This window comes from Nocardioides conyzicola (assembly GCF_039543825.1).
Taxonomy (GTDB): Bacteria; Actinomycetota; Actinomycetes; order Propionibacteriales; family Nocardioidaceae; genus Nocardioides; species Nocardioides conyzicola.
On sequence record NZ_BAABKM010000002.1, the window covers coordinates 482,705 to 499,317 of the forward strand.

Sequence of the window (16,613 nt, forward strand, 5' to 3'; positions counted from 1 at the left end):
GTCGTGGCTACTCCCCCGACGCAGGGCACCGCACTGTTGACCGATCACTACGAGCTGACGATGCTGCAGGCCGCCCTGCAGTCCGGCACCGCCCACCGGCGCTCGGTCTTCGAGCTCTTCCCCCGGCGGCTCCCCGAGGGCCGTCGGTACGGCGTCGTCGCCGGCGTCGGCCGGGCCCTCGACGCCATCGAGCGGTTCGCCTTCGACGCGCCGACCCTCGCCTTCCTGGAGGAGATCGTCGACGGTCCCACCCTGGAGTGGCTGGCGTCCTACCGCTTCTCCGGCGACGTGTGGGGCTACGGCGAGGGCGAGGCGTACTTCCCGTTCTCGCCGCTGCTGGTGGTCGAGTCGACCTTCGCCGAGGCGGTGCTGCTCGAGACCGTGCTGCTCTCGATCTACAACCACGACTCGGCGGTCGCCTCGGCCGCGTCGCGGATGACCCTGGCCGCCGGCGACCGGCCGTGCATCGAGATGGGCTCGCGTCGCACCCACGAGGAGGCGGCGGTCGCGGCCGCGCGGGCGGCGTACGTCGCCGGCTTCGCCGCGAGCTCCAACCTGGCCGCCCGGCAGCGGTACGGCGTACCGACGACCGGCACCAGCGCGCACAGCTTCACCCTGCTGCACGACTCCGAGGCCGACGCGTTCCGGGCGCAGGTCGACGCGCTCGGCAAGGACACGACCCTCCTGGTCGACACGTACGACGTGGCCGCGGCGGTGCGGCTGGCGGTCGAGACCGCCGGGCCCGGCCTCGGCGCCGTCCGCCTCGACTCGGGCGACCTCGCCGTCCTCGCCACCCAGGTCCGCGCCCAGCTCGACGCGCTCGGCGCGACCGGCACCCGCATCATCGTGACCAGCGACCTCGACGAGCACGCGATCGCAGCACTCGCTGCCGCACCGGTCGACGGGTACGGCGTCGGCACCGAGCTCGTCACCGGCAGCGGTCACCCGACGTGCGGGTTCGTCTACAAGCTGGTCGCCCACGAGTCCGCCTCGGGCGAGATGATGTCGGTGGCCAAGAAGAGCGTCGACAAGATCTCGGTCGGCGGGCGCAAGTACGCCCTGCGCCGGCGTACGGCGTCGGGAGTGGCGGAGGCCGAGGTCGTCGGGATCGGTCACCGCCCCGTCGACGACGGCGACGACCGCGCGCTGCTCGTGCCGCTGGTCCGGGACGGCGAGGTCGTCGGCCGTGAGTCGCTCGACGACGCCCGCGCACGGCACCTCGCCTCCCGGGCGGAGCTGCCGGTCGCCAGCCAGCAGATGTCGCGGGGCGAGCCGGTCATCCCGACCGTCCACGAGTGACCGCTAGCCTCGACCCATGAAGCACGCGCTGATCGTGACCGACGTGCAGAACGACTTCTGCGAGGGCGGTTCGCTGCCCGTCGCGGGCGGGGCGCGGGTGGCCGCCGACATCGGCGCGGTGCTGCGGGCGTGGGCGGCGAAGGGTGCCGGCGCCCCGGCGTACGACCACGTCGTCGCGACCAAGGACCACCACGTCGACCCGGGCAGCCACTGGTCGCGGGAGCCCGACTTCGCGGAGTCGTGGCCGGTGCACTGCCGGGTCGGCACGGACGGCGAGGCGTTCCACCCCAACCTCGACCCGCAGCCCTTCGACGCGATCTTCCTCAAGGGCGAGGAGGCGGCGGCGTACTCCGGCTTCGAGGGCCGCACCGTCGACGGCGTCGGGCTGACCGAGTGGCTGCGCGAGCACGGGGTGACGTCGGTGGACGTCTGCGGCATCGCGACCGACTACTGCGTGCGGGCGACGGCACTGGACGCCGCCGGGGCGGGCTTCAGCACCCGGCTGCTGAGCGACCTGTGCGCCGGTGTCGCGCCGGACACGAGCGAGGCGGCCCTGGCCGAGATGCGCGCCGCGGGAGTGACCGTTGTCTGAGCACCTCCAGGTCCGGCTCGCCGACGAGGTGCTGTGGCTGACCTTCGACCGGCCCGAGGTCCTCAACGCCGTCGACGGCGAGATGATGGTCGCGCTGGCCGAGCAGCTCGAGGGCGCCCGCGCCCGCGACGACGTACGCGTCGTGGTGATCACGGGCACCGGTGCCGGCTTCAGCGCCGGCGCCGACATGGCGTCGTTGCGGCTCGCGCCGGAGCACCCGGTCGAGACGATGGACGGTGCCAACCGGGTGATCCGGGCGGTCGTCGGGCTCGACAAGCCGGTCCTCGCGGCCGTCAACGGGATCGCCGCCGGGGTCGCCTGCTCGGCGGCGCTGGTCTCGGACATCATCGTGGCCGCCGAGTCCGCGGCCTTCCTGCTGCCCTTCACCCGCATCGGGCTGATGACCGACGGCGGCTCGTCGGCGACGGTGGCCGCCTCCATCGGCCGCGCCCGGGCCATGCGGATGGCCCTGCTCGGTGAGCCGATGCCGGCGACCGAGGCGCTCGCCTGCGGGCTGATCACCCACGTTGCGACCGACGACGACTTCCCCGACCTGGTCGCCAAGCTGGCTCGCCGGCTGGCCGCCGGCCCGGCCATCGCCCAGAGCGGCGTCAAGAAGGCGATCAACGCCGCCACGCTCCCCCACCTCGAGGACGCGCTCGACCGCGAGCACACCGGTCAGCGCGCCCTCTTCCGCACGCACGACTTCACCGAGGGCCTCGATGCGTTTGCGGCCGGCCGCAAGCCGGTCTTCCGCGGGGAGTAGCGACCTCAGCCCACCGTGATCGGCGCGCCACCGGAGACGAGCCGCCAGTCGACGGAGGCGAAGCTGGCGGGGTCGATGGTGCCGTGCGCGATGACCCAGTCGATGAGCAGCTGGCGGATCTCGTTCTGGCGGTTGTAGACGACCGGAGCGGTCGCGACGGCCGGGAAGCCGCCACCGCCGGACTGGCGGTAGTTGTTGACCGCGAGCACGAACTGCTGCGCAGCGGTCACCGGCACGCCGCCGTACGCGAGCCCGACGATCCGCGAGCCGGGTGCGGCCGCGATGTCGATGTCGTACGTCAGCGGCGCGTCGAGGCCGGCGACGGAGTCGAAGTTGTAGTCCGGGGTGCCGGTGGGTGCCGTCGGCGTGACGGCGTTCGTCACCTGGTCGAGGGCGAACGGCCCGGTGCCCGAGACCTGCTTGAAGTACCGGGCGGAGTACTCCAGGTAGGCCTTCACGTCGGCGCCGGTGACGCGCACGCCGAGCAGCGTGTTGTCGTAGATGTAGAGGCCGGCGACGTCGCGGATGGTGACCTGCCCGGCCGGGAACGACGCCGCCCGGTTGAACGGCGCCGCGATCGACAGCACCGGCAGCGCCGCGTCGGCGCCGGTGAGGCCGGCCTTGACGGCGTCGGCCTGCACGTAGTTGACGAAGTCGATGATCGGCACGTCCTCGACGACCGCGCGGGCCGCGGACAGCGCCGCGGCCGAGGTGCCGACCGGCGAGTTCACGTAGGTGACCACGGTGTCGTGCTGCTCGCGCACCGCCCGCGCCACCCGTGCGTCCTCGGCGACCGCGTTGGAGTTGAGCACCTGCGACGTCGCGGCGACGAGGCGCCAGCCGCGACCGCGCCGCGAGCGCGTCTGCTCCACCACGAAGTCCATGACCGCGAGCCGGCGACCCCAGTAGGACGGCTCGCACAGCAGCACCTGCTGGCCGGTCGTCTCGTTCGCGACGTACTTCTGCGCGATCTCCTGGTGGGCGTGCCCGACGAGGATCGCGTCGACGTGCGGCACCTGGGCCGCGACCAGCGAGGCCGCGTTCTCCGGGTAGGGCAGCGCGTCGCCGTACGACGACGAGGTGGCCGCCCCCGAGTGTGCCGAGATCACGACCAGGTCGCAGCCGCGCCGCTTGAGCTCGGGCACGAACTTCTTGGCCTGCTCGACCAGCCCGGGGAACTCCATCTTCCCCTCGACGTTGGCCTTGTCCCAGATCGCGATGCCCGGGTTGGTGAGCCCGAGGATGCCGACCTTCAGGGTGCGCCCGCGGCCGACGCGGTAGTGCTTGATCAGGTACGGCGGGAAGGCCGGCCGCTTGGTCACCGGGTCGACCGCGTTGGCGCCCAGCAGCGGGAAGTCCAGCTGCTCCTCGAAGGTGCGCAGCGTGTCGAGCCCGTAGTTGAACTCGTGGTTGCCGAGCGCGGCCGCGTCGTACCCGACCGCGTTCATCGCCCGCGCCATCGGGTGCACCGCGCCGCCGGTGATCGGGTCGATCTTGGCGTAGTAGTACGCCAGCGGGGTGCCCTGGATGGTGTCGCCCGCGTCGAGGGTGAGGAGCGGCTCGCCGCGACGCTCGTGCCGCACCGCCTTGATCAGGGTCGCGACCTTCGAGAGCCCGATGTCGTTGTGGGTCACCTTGTCGATCGGGTCGATCTCGTCGAACTCGGCGTTCTTGAAGTAGTCCCAGTTGAAGACGTTGCCGTGCAGGTCGGTCGTGCCGAGCACGGTCAGCCGCACCCGGTCCGGGTGGTGGTGGCCGTGGCCCCGCCCTCCGGCGTACGACGGGGCGGTGTAGCCGGACGCGGCCAGCGCGGCCGCTCCCGTGACTCCACCGGCGATGACGGCACGGCGCGAAGGCAGGCTTTCAGGCACTGACGATTCCTCCCGAGAACGGATCAGAGGTCTGCAGTTCTATCCCGTGGGGGTGCCCGACACAAGTGATGGCATCATCGGCCACGAGATGTTCACCTCAGCCCTCGCCCCGCTCCGAGAGGCGCGGTTCCGGTGGTACTTCTCCTCGCGGCTGGTCAACCTGGCCGGTACGACGATGGCGCCGGTCGTCGTGGTCGCGCTGCTGACGCTCTCGTCCCGGTCCGTGCGCGACCTCCGGCGGGTCAGCACCACCTCTGCGCCAGCGCACTGAGCACCGTCAGGTTGCGGTTGGTGGCGACGCCCAGGTGCTTCTCGACGGCGGCGTTGGTCAGCTTGGCCTCGTGGTAGTTCTCGCCCAGCAGCAGGTGCACCGCGCGGCCGCCGACCCGCGCCACCTCGTCCGCCGTACCCACCGCCTCGACGGCCTTGATCCCCGCGGCCGTCGGCGCGTCCTTCAGCAGGGAGACGTAGTGCTTGCCGCCGTGCCCGAAGGACGCCGCATCGTCCGCGATCGCGACGAGCTCCTTCTGCGTGAAGACGACCGTCGGCACGGGGAAGCCGGCCTCCGCCTCGAAGGCCTTCTCCAGCGCCGTCTCGATCTTCGCCCGTGAGCGCAGCGTCGTGTCGAAGCGGACGTTGCCGGTGTTGATGTAGGTCTCCACGTCGGTGAACCCGGCCTTCTCGACCGCCGCGACGATCGCGGCCTTGGGGAACTTCCGCTTCGCGCCCAGGTTGATCGCCCGCAGGAACCCGATGTACGTCGCCATGCCCGCATCATGCCGTGTGGGCCGGCTCACGTAGATTTACATAGGTTCCCTATGTAACGTGGTCAGCGTGACCGACACCGAGCTCGCCAGCGACCTGGTCGTCCACGCGGCCCGCCTCGTGCGCGCCGTACGACGTGAGCTCGAGCTGCCCGCGGGCACGCGGATCATCTCGCTCCTCGACGAGCACGGCCAGCTGGGCATCACCCAGCTCGCCGACCTCGACCGGTGCTCGCAGCCGACCATGTCGGCCGCGGTCGCCCAGCTCGTCGAGAGCGGTTGGGTGAGCAAGGCGCCCAACCCCGCCGACGCCCGCGGCACCGTCGTCACGCTGTCCGACTCGGGTCGCGCCGAGCTCGGCCGCGTCCGCCGTCTCCACGGCGAACGCGTCGCCGCGCTCGTCGACGCGCACCCCGACCTCACCACCGAGGACCTCGCCACGGCCGTCGCCGTGCTCCGCGGCATCCTCCAGGAAGGCACCCCGTGAACCACCCCGCCACCACCGACACCGCCGCCACCGGGTCGTTCCTCAAGCAGCCGCGGGCCGTGTGGGCCGTCGCGTTCGCCTGCGTGATCGCCTTCATGGGCATCGGGCTCGTGGACCCGATCCTCAAGGAGATCGCCGCCAAGCTCGAGGCGACCCCGAGCCAGGTCTCGCTGCTGTTCACCAGCTACATGGCGATCATGGGCATCGCGATGCTGGTCACCGGTGTGGTGTCGAGCCGCATCGGTCCGAAGCGCACGCTGCTGACCGGCCTGGTGCTGATCATCGTCTTCGCGGCGCTCGCCGGCTCCTCCAACAGCGTCGGCGCCGTGATCGGCTTCCGCGCCGGCTGGGGACTGGGCAACGCGCTCTTCGTCGCGACCGCCCTCTCGACCATCGTCAGCGCGTCCAAGGGCTCGGTCGCGCAGGCCATCATCCTGTTCGAGGCGGCCCTCGGCCTCGGCATCGCCTCCGGCCCGCTCATCGGCGGGCTGCTCGGCGAGCAGTCCTGGCGCGGCCCCTTCTTCGGCGTCTCCGTCCTGATGACGATCGCGCTGGTCGCGACCGCGTTCTTCCTGCCGACCACGCCGCCGCAGGGACGCCGTACGTCCCTCGCCGACCCGTTCCGAGCCCTCCGTCACCCCGCCCTGCTGCTGCTCGCGCTGGTCGCGATCTGCTACAACCTGGGCTTCTTCACCCTGCTGGCCGCCGGCCCGTTCGCCCTGCCGAGCTTCGACATCATGCAGATCGGGTGGACGTTCTTCGGCTGGGGCGTCCTGCTGGCCCTCACCTCGGTCGTGGTCGCGCCGCGGCTGCAGCGCGTCTTCGGCACCCTGCCGACCCTGCTCGCCATGCTGGTCCTCTTCGGCCTCGACCTGGTCGCGATGGCCGTCCTCACCGAGCACGAGGCCGCCGTCGCCACGGCGATCATCGTCGCCGGCGCGTTCCTCGGCGTGATCAACACCCTGGTCACCGAGGCGGTGATGGGTGCCGCGCCGGTGGAGCGGCCGGTCGCGTCCGCGGCGTACTCCTTCGTGCGCTTCACCGGCGGCGCCATGGGCCCGTACGTCGCGCTCAAGCTGGCCGAGCGCGTCGGCGTGCACGCACCCTTCTGGTTCGGCGCGATCGCCGTCGGCGTCGGCGTGGTCATCCTGGCCGCGGGCACGGCGACCATCGGGCGCGCCCTGCATGCCGACGCCCCCTCGTCGCACTCCCCCGCCGAGGCCGAGGCCGAGCTGGTCGGCGACCTGGCCTGACCGGGCACAATCGGTCCATGGCCGAGACCGTGATCACCGTCCAGGGCAGCTACGACTCGTTCCACCCGGCCGAGCGCGCCACCGTCACGGTGACGGTCGGGTTCGAGGGACCGGAGCGGTCATCGGTCGTCGCCGGCACCACGCAGGGCACGACCGCGCTGGTCGCCGGCATCGCCGCCCGCCACGACCCGTCGCACGGGCCGGTCACCTGGTACTCCACCGACCGCATCCGCGTCTGGTCCAACCGCCCGTTCAACGACAAGGGCGAGCAGAAGCCGCTGGTGCACCACGCCTCGACGACGACCCGCGTCAAGTTCCGCGACTTCGACGACCTCGCGGTCTGGGTCGAGCGCGCGGCGGCCCACCGCGGCGTACGCATCGACGGCATCGAGTGGGCGCTCACCGCGCAGACCAAGCAGGGCGCGATCGGCGCCGCCCGCACTCGGGCGGTCGAGGAGGCGCGCCGCAAGGCGGAGACGTACGCCGGGGCGCTCGGCCTCGGCGACCTCCGGTGCGTCGCGGTCGCGGACCCCGGGATGCTCGGCGACAACACCACCAGCACGTCCGGCGGCGGTCAGGCGATGTTCTCCCGAGCAGCCAAGGCCGAAGCCGGCGGTCTTGCCTTCACCCCCGAGGACATCGCGGTCTCGGCGACCGTGGACGCCCGGTTCGTCGCAGGCTAGAGGTTGCCCCGGGCATCCTGCTCGCGCTCGATCGCCTCGAAGAGCGCCTTGAAGTTGCCCTTGCCGAAGCCGAGCGAGCCGTGCCGCTCGATCAGCTCGAAGAAGACCGTCGGCCGGTCCCCCAGCGGCTTGGTGAAGATCTGCAGCAGGTAGCCGTCCTCGTCGCGGTCGACCAGGATGCCGCGCTTCTGCAGCTCCTCGATGGGCGCGCGCACGTTGCCGATGCGGGCCCGGAGCTCGGGGTCCTCGTAGTAGGAGTCGGGCGTGCTGAGGAACTCCACGCCGTTGGCGCGTAGGGCGTCGACCGAGGCGAGGATGTCGTTGGTCGCCACGGCGAGGTGCTGGGCGCCGGCACCGCGGTAGAAGTCGAGGTACTCGTCGATCTGCGACCTCTTCTTCGCGACGGCCGGCTCGTTGAGGGGGAACTTCACCCGGTGGTTGCCGTTGGCGACGACCTTGCTCATCAGCGCGGAGTAGTCGGTGGCGATGTCGTCGCCGATGAACTCCGCCATGTTGGTGAAGCCCATGACCCGGTTGTAGAAGTCGACCCACTCGTCCATGTGGCCGAGCTCGACGTTGCCGACGATGTGGTCGAGCGCCTGGAAGAGCCGCGTGGGCTGGCCCACCGGCTTCTGGTACGTCGAGGTCTGGGCGACGTAGCCGGGCAGGTACGGGCCGTCGTACCGGCTGCGGTCGACGAGGGTGTGCACGGTCTCGCCGTACGTCGCGATCGCGGCGATCCGGACGGTGCCGTGCTCGTCGGTGACGTCCTCGGGCTCGCGGACGACGCGGGCGCCGGCGCGTCGCGCCTGGGCGATGCACTTGTCGACGTCCGGGACCTCCAGCGCGATGTCGACCACGCCGTCGCCGTGGCGGCGGTGGTGGTCGGCGAGCGCGCTGTCCGGGTCGACGGCGCCGTTGAGGACGAACTTGATCGAGCCGGACCGCAGCACGAACGACTTGTGGTCGCGGTTGCCGTGCTCGGGGCCGGAGTAGGCGACCAGCTCCATGCCCCACGCGGACTGGTAGTAGTGCGCCGCCTGGGTCGCGTTGCCGACCACGAAGACGATCGCGTCCCACCCGGTCACCGGGAAGACGTCGCCCTCCTCGTCGTACTCCACCAGTCCGACCAGCTGCTGGAGCTGCTCCAGCGTGAGGTCGGCCTTGAGCTCGTCAGCGGTCAGCGCGTGATGGGTGGTCGTCATGACCCGGAGCCTGACGGGATAGCGCAGAGTGTGCAATCGTTGCCCGAAACACTGCACAACCTGCCCAGCGACGGAGGAGACAGTGGACGATCTCGACCGCAGATTGATCGATCTCTTCGCCGACGACCCGCGAGTCGGGGTCCTGGAGGCGTCCCGCCGGCTCGGCGTCGCGCGCGGGACCGTGCAGGCCCGGCTCGACAAGCTCGCGGCGACGGGTGTGATCACCGGGTGGGGACCGGACCTGTCCCCCGAGGCGCTCGGCTACCCGGTGACGGCCTTCCTGACGCTCGAGATCCGGCAGGACACCCGGCAGGGCGGGCACGACACCGTCGGCACCCACCTCGCGGGCATCCCCGAGGTGCTCGAGGTGCACACGATCACCGGGGCCGGCGACCTGTGGGCGCGCGTCGTCGCGCGCTCCAACACCGACCTCCAGCGCGTCATCGACCGCGTCCTCGAGACGCCGGCGATCGTGCGCTCCTCGACCGTGATCGCGCTCGCGACCCAGGTGCCCTACCGGGTGCGGCCGTTAGCGGGAGAGGCCACCGGCTAGGACCTGACCGGCCTCGGCAGCGGCCTCCTCGGCGACCTTCTTCATCACGGCGGCCGGCTCGATGAAGTCGTCCAGGGCCGGGTTGACGCCGACCAGGGTGAACTCGCGCTCGACCACGGTCAGGTCGGCCTGCCACACGTCGACGAGGATCCGGCGCAGGTAGTCGGTGTTGTGGTCCCAGCCCTCGCGGGGGGTGCCCGGTGCGTACGAGCCGCCGCGGGTGGTGAGCAGCACGACCGGCTTGCCGGTGAGCAGCGGCGTGCCTGCACCGGCCCCGGCCAGCACCAGGTCGATCCAGGTCTTCACGTGCTGCGAGATGCCGAAGTTGTAGAGCGGCAGCGCCAGCACGACGGCGTCGGCGGCCTGGAGCTCGGCGGCGAGCGAGGCTGCGAGGGCGAGCGCCTCGACCTGGGCCGGCGTCCGCTGGTCCTCGGGCGTGAACGAGCCGTGGATCGCGTTGGCCCAGGCGTCGGACGGCAGCGGGTCGGCGCCCAGGTGGCGGGTCACGACCTGCTCGTCGGGGCGGGCGGCGAGGAACTCCTCCAGCACGAGGTCGGCAAGGGCGGCGCTGGACGAGGCCGGCCCCTGGATGGACGAGTCGATGCGGAGCAGGGTCATGGCGGGTCTCCTGGAAAGGGTGGGGTTGAATGTTCAACACGACGGTACGACGTTCGAGTTGAATGTTCAAGTCGCCTTATATGCTGGATCCGTGCCCGACCGACCCGCCTCCGACGACGTGCCCTGGCTCGACGACGACCAGCTCCCCGACTGGGCGTCCCTGGTCGGGCTGGTGATGACGCTGCCCGCCGCCCTCGACGCCCAGCTCAAGCGCGACTCCGGGCTCAACAGCTTCGAGTACCACGTGCTCGCGTCGCTCTCGGAGGCACCGACGGGCGCGTTGCCGATGAGCGAGCTGGCGACCATGGCCCAGGGCTCCCGCTCCCGCCTCTCCCACGCGGTGTCGCGCCTCGAGGGGGCCGGCTGGGTCGAGCGGCACGAGTGCAACGAGGCCGGCCGCCGTACGGCGGCCCACCTGACCGCGGCCGGACGGCGCAAGCTGGAGGAGGCGGCGCCCGGGCACGTGCGGGAGGCCCGGCGGCTGGTCGTCGACGTCCTCACGCCCGAGCAGCTCATGGCCCTCGGTGACGCGGCCCGCGCGGTCGTCCGGGCCACCGACCCCGAGATGTCCGAACGCCTGCAGAGGCGCATCGCCGCCCGGCGGTGACTCAGGCCATCCGCTCCGCGAGCTCGGCCGCCGCGCGCTCGACCAGCGGCCCGATCGTGGCGGCGTCGACGCCGGGGTCGACGGTGACGATGCCGACGCTGGCCTCCAGGCCGGGTACGCCGCGCACCGGCGCGGCCAGCCCCCGGGCCCCGGACTGGAGCTCGCCGATCGTGAGCACGTAGGGCGCCGGGTCGGCCGAGCGGACCAGGATGATCGCCTTGCCCGCCGCGCCCTGCGTGAGCGGGTGCCGCGACCCGACCCGGTAGCTGACGTGGAAGTCGGTCCACGACGGCTCGACCACCGCGAGCGCGAGCGCCTCGTCGCCGTCGGCGACCGTGAGGTGGGCGGTGCAGCCGACGGCCTCGGCGAGGTCGCGCAGCACGGGTACGGCGAGCTCGCGCAGCACGGGCTGCACCGCGGCGCCCAGCCGCAGCACCCCGAGGCCGACCCGCAGCCGACCGTGCGCGTCGCGGCGGACCATCCCGCGGGCCTCGAGCGTCGCGACCAGGCGGTGCACGATGGTGCGGTTGACCTCCATCCGCGCGGCCAGCTCCGTCATCGTCAGGCCGTCCGGGGTCGACGCGAGCACGTCGAGGACCCGCAACCCGCGGTCCAGCGTCTGGGAGATCTCGGCCGGCACGTTCGCGAGTCTAGGGAGGTCAGGAGCTCTTGCGGGTCGCCCAGTCGCGGATCCGGTCGATCCGTGCGTGCAGCTGGTCGGCCGTGGCGACCGCGGCGGCCGGGCCGCCGCACTCCTTGCGCAGCGCGGCGTGGGTGATGCCGTGCGCCTGGCCGGTCCGGTGGTGCCACGCGGCCACGAGCCCGTTGAGCTCGCGGCGCAGGACGGCCAGCTGCTCGTGGGTGCTCACCTCGGCGACCGAGTCACCGGCCCGGGGCTCCTGCTTCGGCGCGGCCTTCTGCTTCCTGGCCCGGTCGGTCTGCCGCTGCTGGAGCAGCTCGCGCATCTGGCCCGGCTCGAGGAGCCCCGGGATGCCGAGGAAGTCCATCTCCTCCTCCGACCCGACGTGCACCTCGCCCGCATGGCCGAACTCGCCGCCGTCGAAGAGCACCCGGTCGAACCGCGCCTCCGACCCGAGCGCCTCGAAGGACATCTCCAGCTCGTCGGACGCGCCCTCACCGGCGTTGGCCTCGGCGAGCAGGTCGTTCTCGGCGGCGAAGATGTCGCCCTCGTCGGTGACCTTGCGGCCCAGCACGTGGTCGCGCTCGACCTCCATCTCGGAGGCGAAGCCCAGCAGGGACGGCACGGACGGCAGGAAGACCGACGCCGTCTCCCCCCGGCTGCGCGCGCGCACGAAACGGCCCACGGCCTGGGCGAAGAAGAGCGGCGTGGAGGTGCGGGTCGCGTAGACCCCGACGGCGAGCCGGGGCACGTCGACACCCTCGGAGACCATGCGGACGGCGACCATCCAGCGCCGGTCGCTGTCGGTGAACTCGGTGATCTTCTTCGACGACGCCTTCTCGTCGGAGAGCACCACGGTCGCGGGCTCCCCCGTGATCTGCTTCAGGGTCTTGGCATAGGACCGCGCGGTGTCCTGGTCGGAGGCGATCACCAGGCCGCCCGCGTCCGGGACGTGCCGGCGCACCTCGGTCAGGCGGCTGTCCGCGGCCGCGAGCACCGAGGGGATCCAGGACCCGCTCGGGTCGAGCGCGGTGCGCAGGGCCTGCGCGGTGAGGTCCTTGGTGAGCGGCTCGCCCAGCCGGGCGGCGATCTCGTCGCCGGCCCGGGTCCGCCACGTCATCTCACCGGAGTAGGCCATGAAGAGCACCGGGCGGACCACGTGGTCGGCGAGCGCGTGGGCGTAGCCGTAGGTGTAGTCGGCGACCGAGCGCGGCACGCCGTCGGCACCAGGTGCGTAGGTGACGAACGGGATCGGGTTGATGTCGGAGCGGAACGGCGTACCGGTCAGCGCGAGCCGGCGGGTGGCGGGCTCGAACGCCTCACGCACCCCCTCGCCCCACGACAGCGCGTCGCCGGCGTGGTGGACCTCGTCGAGGATCACCAGGGTCTTGAAGCGCTCGGTGCGGATCCGCATGGCGAGCGGGTTGACGGCCACGCCGGCGTACGTCACGGCGATCCCGACGAAGTCCTGCGACGTCTTGCCCTTGCCGGCCGAGTACGTCGGGTCGATCGGGATGCCCGCGCGGGCGGCCGCCTCGGCCCACTGGAGCTTGAGGTGCTCGGTCGGCGCGACGACGGTGATCCGGTCCACGATCCGCCGGCCCAGCAGCTCGGCCGCGACCGACAGCGCGAAGGTCGTCTTGCCGGCGCCGGGCGTCGCGACGGCGAGGAAGTCGCGCGGTTGCTCCTCGAAGTACTGCCGCATCGCGGTCGTCTGCCACGCACGCAGCGACGGCGCCGTACCCCAGGCCGCGCGCTCCGGCCAGGCCGGGGTGAGTGCGATCGGCAGTGAGTCGGCCTCGGGCCGACCCGTCACTCCTTCGGGCCCGAGTCGTCGTTGAGGCTGTCCCAGGCGTCCTTGCACTCGGGGCACACCGGGAACTTCTCCGGCGCCCGGCTGGGCACCCACACCTTGCCGCACAGGGCCACGACGGGAGTCCCCATCACCATGGCCTCGGTGAGCTTGTCCTTCTCCACGTAGTGCGAGAACCGCTCGTGGTCGCCCTCATCGGTGGGGACGGTACGGCGGTCCTCCCGGACATCCGTGTCTGTCGAGAATCCGATGGTGGTCACGGGCTCCACTCTAATCGAGGACGCGGACAGGCCAAGCAGGCATGACGTGCGCGCCTAGTTGAGCTCGGGGTCGGCGGGCCGGGTCGAGTGCCAGGCCATCTCCCCGGGCTGGCGGCGCAGCACCTCGCGCCACAGGTCGGAGGTGTCGGTGCGGAACGCGTCCCCGATCTCGCCGGGCACGACGTACCAGCTGCCCTCCTCGATCTCGCCGTCGAGCTGGGCGGCCCCCCAGCCGGCGTACCCGGCGAAGATGCGCAGCCCGGCGAGGCTGCCCTCGAGGAGCTCGACCGGGGCGTCCAGGTCGACCAGCCCGAGCCGGCCGTTGACGGACCGGAAGCCGACCGGCACGTCCTCGGGGTCGCGGAGCAGGGCCACGGCGAGGGCGCCGTCCGCACCGACGGGGCCACCCTGGAAGAGCACCTCGGGCTCGGCGACGACCGGTGCCCAGCCGTCGAGCACCGCGTCGACGGGCACGCCCGACGGGCGGTTGAGCACGACGCCGAGGGCGCCGTTCTCGTCGACGTCGAGGAGCAGCACGACGGAGTCGGCGAAGTTGGGATCGACCAGGGCAGGCGTCGCCACCAGCAGCATCCCGGCGATCGGCGCACTCATGGGTCCATCATCGCGCAGACCCGGACCGGACGGCGCCCGGACAGGCGACAGCCCCGGGACCGACGGGGAGCGCGGTGGGAGGACCGCTGGGGAGGGAGGGTGTCGACCCCGGGGCTGCCGAGCTGGGTCAGGCCGCAACCACGGCCTTGAGGCGGTGGAGGAAGCCGCTGGGCTCCGCCACCGGGACCGGAGCGACGACGTACGTCGCCCGCGCCCGGTCCTCGATCTCGGCTCCGATGCGCGCGGCGGTGGCGTCCGGGGTGCTGACGCGGCCGGACATCATCGCGAGGAGGGTGTGCTCCTTGGCGGCGGCCTTGGCCAGCGCCTCGGAGATCTCGGGGGTGCTGGGGGCGGTCCGCTCGCGATCGAGGATCGCGAGGACGCCGGGCAGCTCGTCCGCCGTCGTGTGCCAGGCGGCGACGACGGCGTCCTCGAGCTCCATGGGCTCGGCCAGGAGCTCGCGCTCGATCCGGCCGGCGAGGCGGGTGTGCCAGCGCAGCTGCAGGGCGGCGAGCAGGGTGAGCTCGTCGCCGAAGGTCTCGGCGACACCGGTCAGCTCCATGGGGAGGTGACCGTCGCGGCGGCGGTTGGCGCTGGCGGTGACGTCGCGGAGGACCTCTCCGCGGCGGTGGAAGGACGTCCAGGTCATGGTGTCTCTCCTTCAGGAGGACGGTCGTCTCGGTCGAGACATACCGTAAGTACGTACTCAAGGTATGTCGCCATACCGCCGGTATGCAACCTTCCCGCCCGGTGATCCGAGTCACGCATACCGACCGTCGGTATTAGGCTCCGGTGACCATGAGCAAGTCCTCGGTCTCCAAGCTCGTCCCCCGCGTGCCCGGCGTCCCCGGCGCCGGCCGCCGGCAGCAGTACTCCGCCTCCACCAAGCGGGCGCTGGTGGACGTGGCCGAGCAGCTCTTCACCGAGAGCGGGTACGCCGCGACCTCGCTGGACTCGATCGTGGCCGGCGCCGACGTCACCAAGGGCGCGCTCTACCACCACTTCAGCGGCAAGCAGGCGCTCTTCGAGGCCGTCTTCGAGCGGGTCGAGGACGACGCCGCCCGCGCGATCCAGAAGGCCCTCAAGGGGCACCGCGACCCCTGGGAGAAGGCCACGGCCGGTCTGCGCGCCTTCCTCAACGTCGTCCAGGAGGCGAGGTACCGGCGGATCGTGATCCAGGAGGGCCCGTCGGTCCTCGGCTACGAGCGCTACCGCGAGCAGGAGGAGCGCTCGACCTTCGCGAACGTCCTCGAGATCGTGCGCTCGGTCCTCAACGCCGGTGAGTGGCAGCTGGACGAGGACCTCCAGCAGACCTTCGCCCGGATCTTCTTCGGCGCCATGTCGTCGGCCGGCGAGTCGGTCTCGAGCGCGCCCGACCCGATCCAGGCCGCGACCAACGTGGAGACCGCGATCAGCTTCATCCTCGCCGGCTTCCGCGCGCTGGCTGAGAGCGGCGTGGAGCTGCCGGCCGGCGAGCTCGCCGACGAGGGCTGAGCCCGCCCCGCCTACTGCTTGGTGAAGGTGACGTTGCCGGTCGCGGCCGGGACCAGCTCGATCCAGGTGTGACCGGCCGGCACCGTGAGGTCGCCGGCCCGGGTCGACAGCGTCAGCGGCGACTTCAGGTCCGTCTTCGACCAGGTCCCCCGGACGAGCTTGCCGTCGTGGAAGATCATGGCCTGGCCCTTGCCGGTGAACTTGGTCTCCGGCACCGGGTTGCCCGCCGGGTCGAGGTAGCCGGCGTCGCCGACCTTCACGCGCAGCACGAGAACCGTGTCGGCCGGGAAGTGGTCGCCGTCCGCGGCGAAGGTGTTCTCGTTGGTGTAGCCCTTGCCGTCGTACGTCCAGTTCGTGGTGTGCCCACCGCCGAAGGTGGCCGCGATCTTGACGGCCTTCTGACCGCCGGGGAAGTCCTTCTCGTCGCCCCAGGGCAGGTAGTCCTCGGGCCGGCTGGCGTCCTTCTCGGCCGACTTCGCGACCGTGGTGAGGTCGGCGAAGACGTTGTACGGCGCGCTGCGGCTGGTGTCGCGCGAGATGCCGGCGGCCCCCTCCTGGAAGAACTGGATGCCTGCGCCCTTGATCCGCGCGATCGTGCGACCGGCGGCGCCGCTGGTCACGACCGAGGCCTTGACCGGGGAGACGATCCCGATGTCGCTGGCTCGCATCGACCGGACCGGGCCGACCGTGGTCGGCAGCTCGGAGTAGAAGAACGCCGCGAGGCGGGTCAGCCCACCCTCGACCAGCTCCTCGACCACCATGTCGGCCTTGCTCAGGCCGAGCTGGGGGGCGCTGGAGTAGGTGTTGTCGATCTTGGTGACGAGCACCGGGTAGGTCTTCTCGGCGGCCTCGTCTCCGGTGACCGGGAGGCCGGTCAGCGGCCAGGTCGACGCGACCTCCTCGCTGTTGGCGACCTGCTGCGAGGCCGGCTTCTTGTCCCCGTCGGAGGAGTCGCCCCCTCCCCCGCAGCCGGCGAGCAGGAGGCCCGTCACGGCGATGAGGGCGGTGGTCAGCTGGGCACGGCGCACGAGACGCTCCGTTCGTGAAACTCTTGCGATCTGGTGGACTTCAGTGTGCAGGCGCGATCGTGCCACGT

The 16,613-nt window shown here is 71.9% G+C and carries 20 protein-coding genes; 10 read left to right on the top strand and 10 right to left on the bottom strand.

Features of this window, described 5'->3' with window-relative positions; genetic code table 11:
- Positions 1–3: 3 nt before the first annotated feature.
- The 3 genes from ABEA34_RS05340 to ABEA34_RS05350 are packed head-to-tail and all read left to right on the top strand — an operon-like array spanning position 4 to position 2,657.
- The gene (locus tag ABEA34_RS05340; protein ID WP_425576858.1) at positions 4–1,299 is read left to right on the top strand and encodes a nicotinate phosphoribosyltransferase; all 1,296 of its coding nucleotides are present in this window, start codon (positions 4–6) and stop codon (positions 1,297–1,299) included.
- A 16-nt stretch (positions 1,300–1,315) separates the two neighbouring features.
- Complete coding sequence (locus tag ABEA34_RS05345; RefSeq protein WP_345519990.1) at positions 1,316–1,891, top strand: isochorismatase family protein; 576 nt, start codon at positions 1,316–1,318, stop codon at positions 1,889–1,891.
- Positions 1,884–2,657: an enoyl-CoA hydratase gene (locus ABEA34_RS05350; protein WP_345519992.1), complete on the top strand. Its 774-nt coding sequence runs from the start codon at positions 1,884–1,886 to the stop codon at positions 2,655–2,657. The genes ABEA34_RS05345 and ABEA34_RS05350 overlap by 8 nt, the downstream gene beginning before the upstream one ends.
- 5 nt (positions 2,658–2,662) lie before the next feature.
- Here ABEA34_RS05350 and ABEA34_RS05355 read toward each other — a convergent pair whose 3' ends face one another.
- On the bottom strand, positions 2,663–4,528 hold the full coding sequence (locus tag ABEA34_RS05355; RefSeq protein WP_345519994.1) for a bifunctional metallophosphatase/5'-nucleotidase: 1,866 nt from the start codon (positions 4,526–4,528) through the stop codon (positions 2,663–2,665).
- Positions 4,529–4,580: 52 nt separating this feature from the next.
- Here ABEA34_RS05355 and ABEA34_RS05360 point away from each other — a divergent pair, with 52 nt between their 5' ends.
- Positions 4,581–4,799 (top strand): hypothetical protein, encoded by a 219-nt coding sequence (locus ABEA34_RS05360; protein WP_345519997.1) that lies wholly within the window; start codon positions 4,581–4,583, stop codon positions 4,797–4,799.
- On the opposite strand, the gene ABEA34_RS05365 is transcribed toward ABEA34_RS05360, so the two are convergent.
- Positions 4,771–5,295, bottom strand: coding sequence for a DUF1697 domain-containing protein (locus ABEA34_RS05365; RefSeq protein ID WP_345519999.1), 525 nt, complete (start codon positions 5,293–5,295; stop codon positions 4,771–4,773). The genes ABEA34_RS05360 and ABEA34_RS05365 overlap by 29 nt on opposite strands.
- Positions 5,296–5,362: 67 nt before the next feature.
- Here ABEA34_RS05365 and ABEA34_RS05370 point away from each other — a divergent pair, with 67 nt between their 5' ends.
- The 3 genes from ABEA34_RS05370 to ABEA34_RS05380 are packed head-to-tail and all read left to right on the top strand — an operon-like array spanning position 5,363 to position 7,715.
- Positions 5,363–5,779, top strand: coding sequence for a MarR family winged helix-turn-helix transcriptional regulator (locus ABEA34_RS05370; RefSeq protein WP_345520001.1), 417 nt, complete (start codon positions 5,363–5,365; stop codon positions 5,777–5,779).
- A complete protein-coding gene (locus ABEA34_RS05375; RefSeq protein WP_345520003.1) occupies positions 5,776–7,032 on the top strand; it encodes an MFS transporter in 1,257 nt (418 codons plus the stop codon). Before ABEA34_RS05370 ends, ABEA34_RS05375 begins: the two co-directional genes overlap by 4 nt.
- Before the next feature lie 17 nt (positions 7,033–7,049).
- Positions 7,050–7,715, top strand: coding sequence for an SIMPL domain-containing protein (locus ABEA34_RS05380; RefSeq protein WP_345520005.1), 666 nt, complete (start codon positions 7,050–7,052; stop codon positions 7,713–7,715).
- Here ABEA34_RS05380 and hppD read toward each other — a convergent pair.
- Positions 7,712–8,920, bottom strand: a complete 1,209-nt coding sequence (gene hppD, locus ABEA34_RS05385) for a 4-hydroxyphenylpyruvate dioxygenase (RefSeq protein ID WP_345520007.1) — start codon at positions 8,918–8,920, stop codon at positions 7,712–7,714. The genes ABEA34_RS05380 and hppD overlap by 4 nt on opposite strands.
- Before the next feature lie 82 nt (positions 8,921–9,002).
- Here hppD and ABEA34_RS05390 point away from each other — a divergent pair, with 82 nt between their 5' ends.
- The gene (locus ABEA34_RS05390) at positions 9,003–9,473 is read left to right on the top strand and encodes an Lrp/AsnC family transcriptional regulator (RefSeq protein WP_345520009.1); all 471 of its coding nucleotides are present in this window, start codon (positions 9,003–9,005) and stop codon (positions 9,471–9,473) included.
- Here ABEA34_RS05390 and ABEA34_RS05395 read toward each other — a convergent pair.
- On the bottom strand, positions 9,450–10,091 hold the full coding sequence (locus ABEA34_RS05395) for an FMN-dependent NADH-azoreductase (protein WP_345520011.1): 642 nt from the start codon (positions 10,089–10,091) through the stop codon (positions 9,450–9,452). The two genes, ABEA34_RS05390 and ABEA34_RS05395, sit on opposite strands and share 24 nt — an antisense overlap.
- 91 nt (positions 10,092–10,182) lie before the next feature.
- On the opposite strand from ABEA34_RS05395, the gene ABEA34_RS05400 reads away from it, so the two are divergent.
- Complete coding sequence (locus tag ABEA34_RS05400) at positions 10,183–10,698, top strand: MarR family winged helix-turn-helix transcriptional regulator (RefSeq protein WP_345520013.1); 516 nt, start codon at positions 10,183–10,185, stop codon at positions 10,696–10,698.
- Between the two features lies 1 nt (position 10,699).
- Here ABEA34_RS05400 and ABEA34_RS05405 read toward each other — a convergent pair whose 3' ends face one another.
- The 5 genes from ABEA34_RS05405 to ABEA34_RS05425 all read right to left on the bottom strand — a co-directional run bounded on the left by ABEA34_RS05405 (position 10,700) and on the right by ABEA34_RS05425 (position 14,672).
- Positions 10,700–11,338, bottom strand: a complete 639-nt coding sequence (locus ABEA34_RS05405) for an IclR family transcriptional regulator (protein WP_345520015.1) — start codon at positions 11,336–11,338, stop codon at positions 10,700–10,702.
- A gap of 19 nt (positions 11,339–11,357) precedes the next feature.
- A complete protein-coding gene (locus ABEA34_RS05410; RefSeq protein ID WP_345520017.1) occupies positions 11,358–13,154 on the bottom strand; it encodes a DEAD/DEAH box helicase in 1,797 nt (598 codons plus the stop codon).
- Positions 13,151–13,411, bottom strand: a complete 261-nt coding sequence (locus ABEA34_RS05415; RefSeq protein WP_425576859.1) for a DUF3039 domain-containing protein — start codon at positions 13,409–13,411, stop codon at positions 13,151–13,153. The genes ABEA34_RS05410 and ABEA34_RS05415 overlap by 4 nt, the downstream gene beginning before the upstream one ends.
- Positions 13,412–13,465: 54 nt before the next feature.
- Entirely contained in the window at positions 13,466–14,023 is a 558-nt protein-coding gene (locus ABEA34_RS05420) for a YqgE/AlgH family protein (RefSeq protein WP_345520019.1), read from the bottom strand.
- Positions 14,024–14,150: 127 nt separating this feature from the next.
- On the bottom strand, positions 14,151–14,672 hold the full coding sequence (locus ABEA34_RS05425) for a hypothetical protein (RefSeq protein WP_345520021.1): 522 nt from the start codon (positions 14,670–14,672) through the stop codon (positions 14,151–14,153).
- A gap of 149 nt (positions 14,673–14,821) precedes the next feature.
- Here ABEA34_RS05425 and ABEA34_RS05430 point away from each other — a divergent pair, with 149 nt between their 5' ends.
- Entirely contained in the window at positions 14,822–15,517 is a 696-nt protein-coding gene (locus tag ABEA34_RS05430) for a TetR/AcrR family transcriptional regulator (protein WP_345520023.1), read from the top strand.
- An 11-nt stretch (positions 15,518–15,528) separates the two neighbouring features.
- Here ABEA34_RS05430 and ABEA34_RS05435 read toward each other — a convergent pair whose 3' ends face one another.
- Positions 15,529–16,545, bottom strand: coding sequence for a DUF3048 domain-containing protein (locus tag ABEA34_RS05435; RefSeq protein ID WP_345520025.1), 1,017 nt, complete (start codon positions 16,543–16,545; stop codon positions 15,529–15,531).
- Between the last annotated feature and the right edge of the window lie 68 nt (positions 16,546–16,613).

Coding starts and splice junctions, on each gene's coding strand:
- ABEA34_RS05345 (WP_345519990.1), top strand. CDS start 1,316: ATGAAGCACGCGCTGATCGTGACCGACGTGCAGAACGACTTCTGCGAG.
- ABEA34_RS05365 (WP_345519999.1), bottom strand. CDS start 5,295: ATGGCGACGTACATCGGGTTCCTGCGGGCGATCAACCTGGGCGCGAAG.
- ABEA34_RS05380 (WP_345520005.1), top strand. CDS start 7,050: ATGGCCGAGACCGTGATCACCGTCCAGGGCAGCTACGACTCGTTCCAC.
- hppD (WP_345520007.1), bottom strand. CDS start 8,920: ATGACGACCACCCATCACGCGCTGACCGCTGACGAGCTCAAGGCCGAC.
- ABEA34_RS05395 (WP_345520011.1), bottom strand. CDS start 10,091: ATGACCCTGCTCCGCATCGACTCGTCCATCCAGGGGCCGGCCTCGTCC.
- ABEA34_RS05420 (WP_345520019.1), bottom strand. CDS start 14,023: ATGAGTGCGCCGATCGCCGGGATGCTGCTGGTGGCGACGCCTGCCCTG.
- ABEA34_RS05425 (WP_345520021.1), bottom strand. CDS start 14,672: ATGACCTGGACGTCCTTCCACCGCCGCGGAGAGGTCCTCCGCGACGTC.
- ABEA34_RS05430 (WP_345520023.1), top strand. CDS start 14,822: ATGAGCAAGTCCTCGGTCTCCAAGCTCGTCCCCCGCGTGCCCGGCGTC.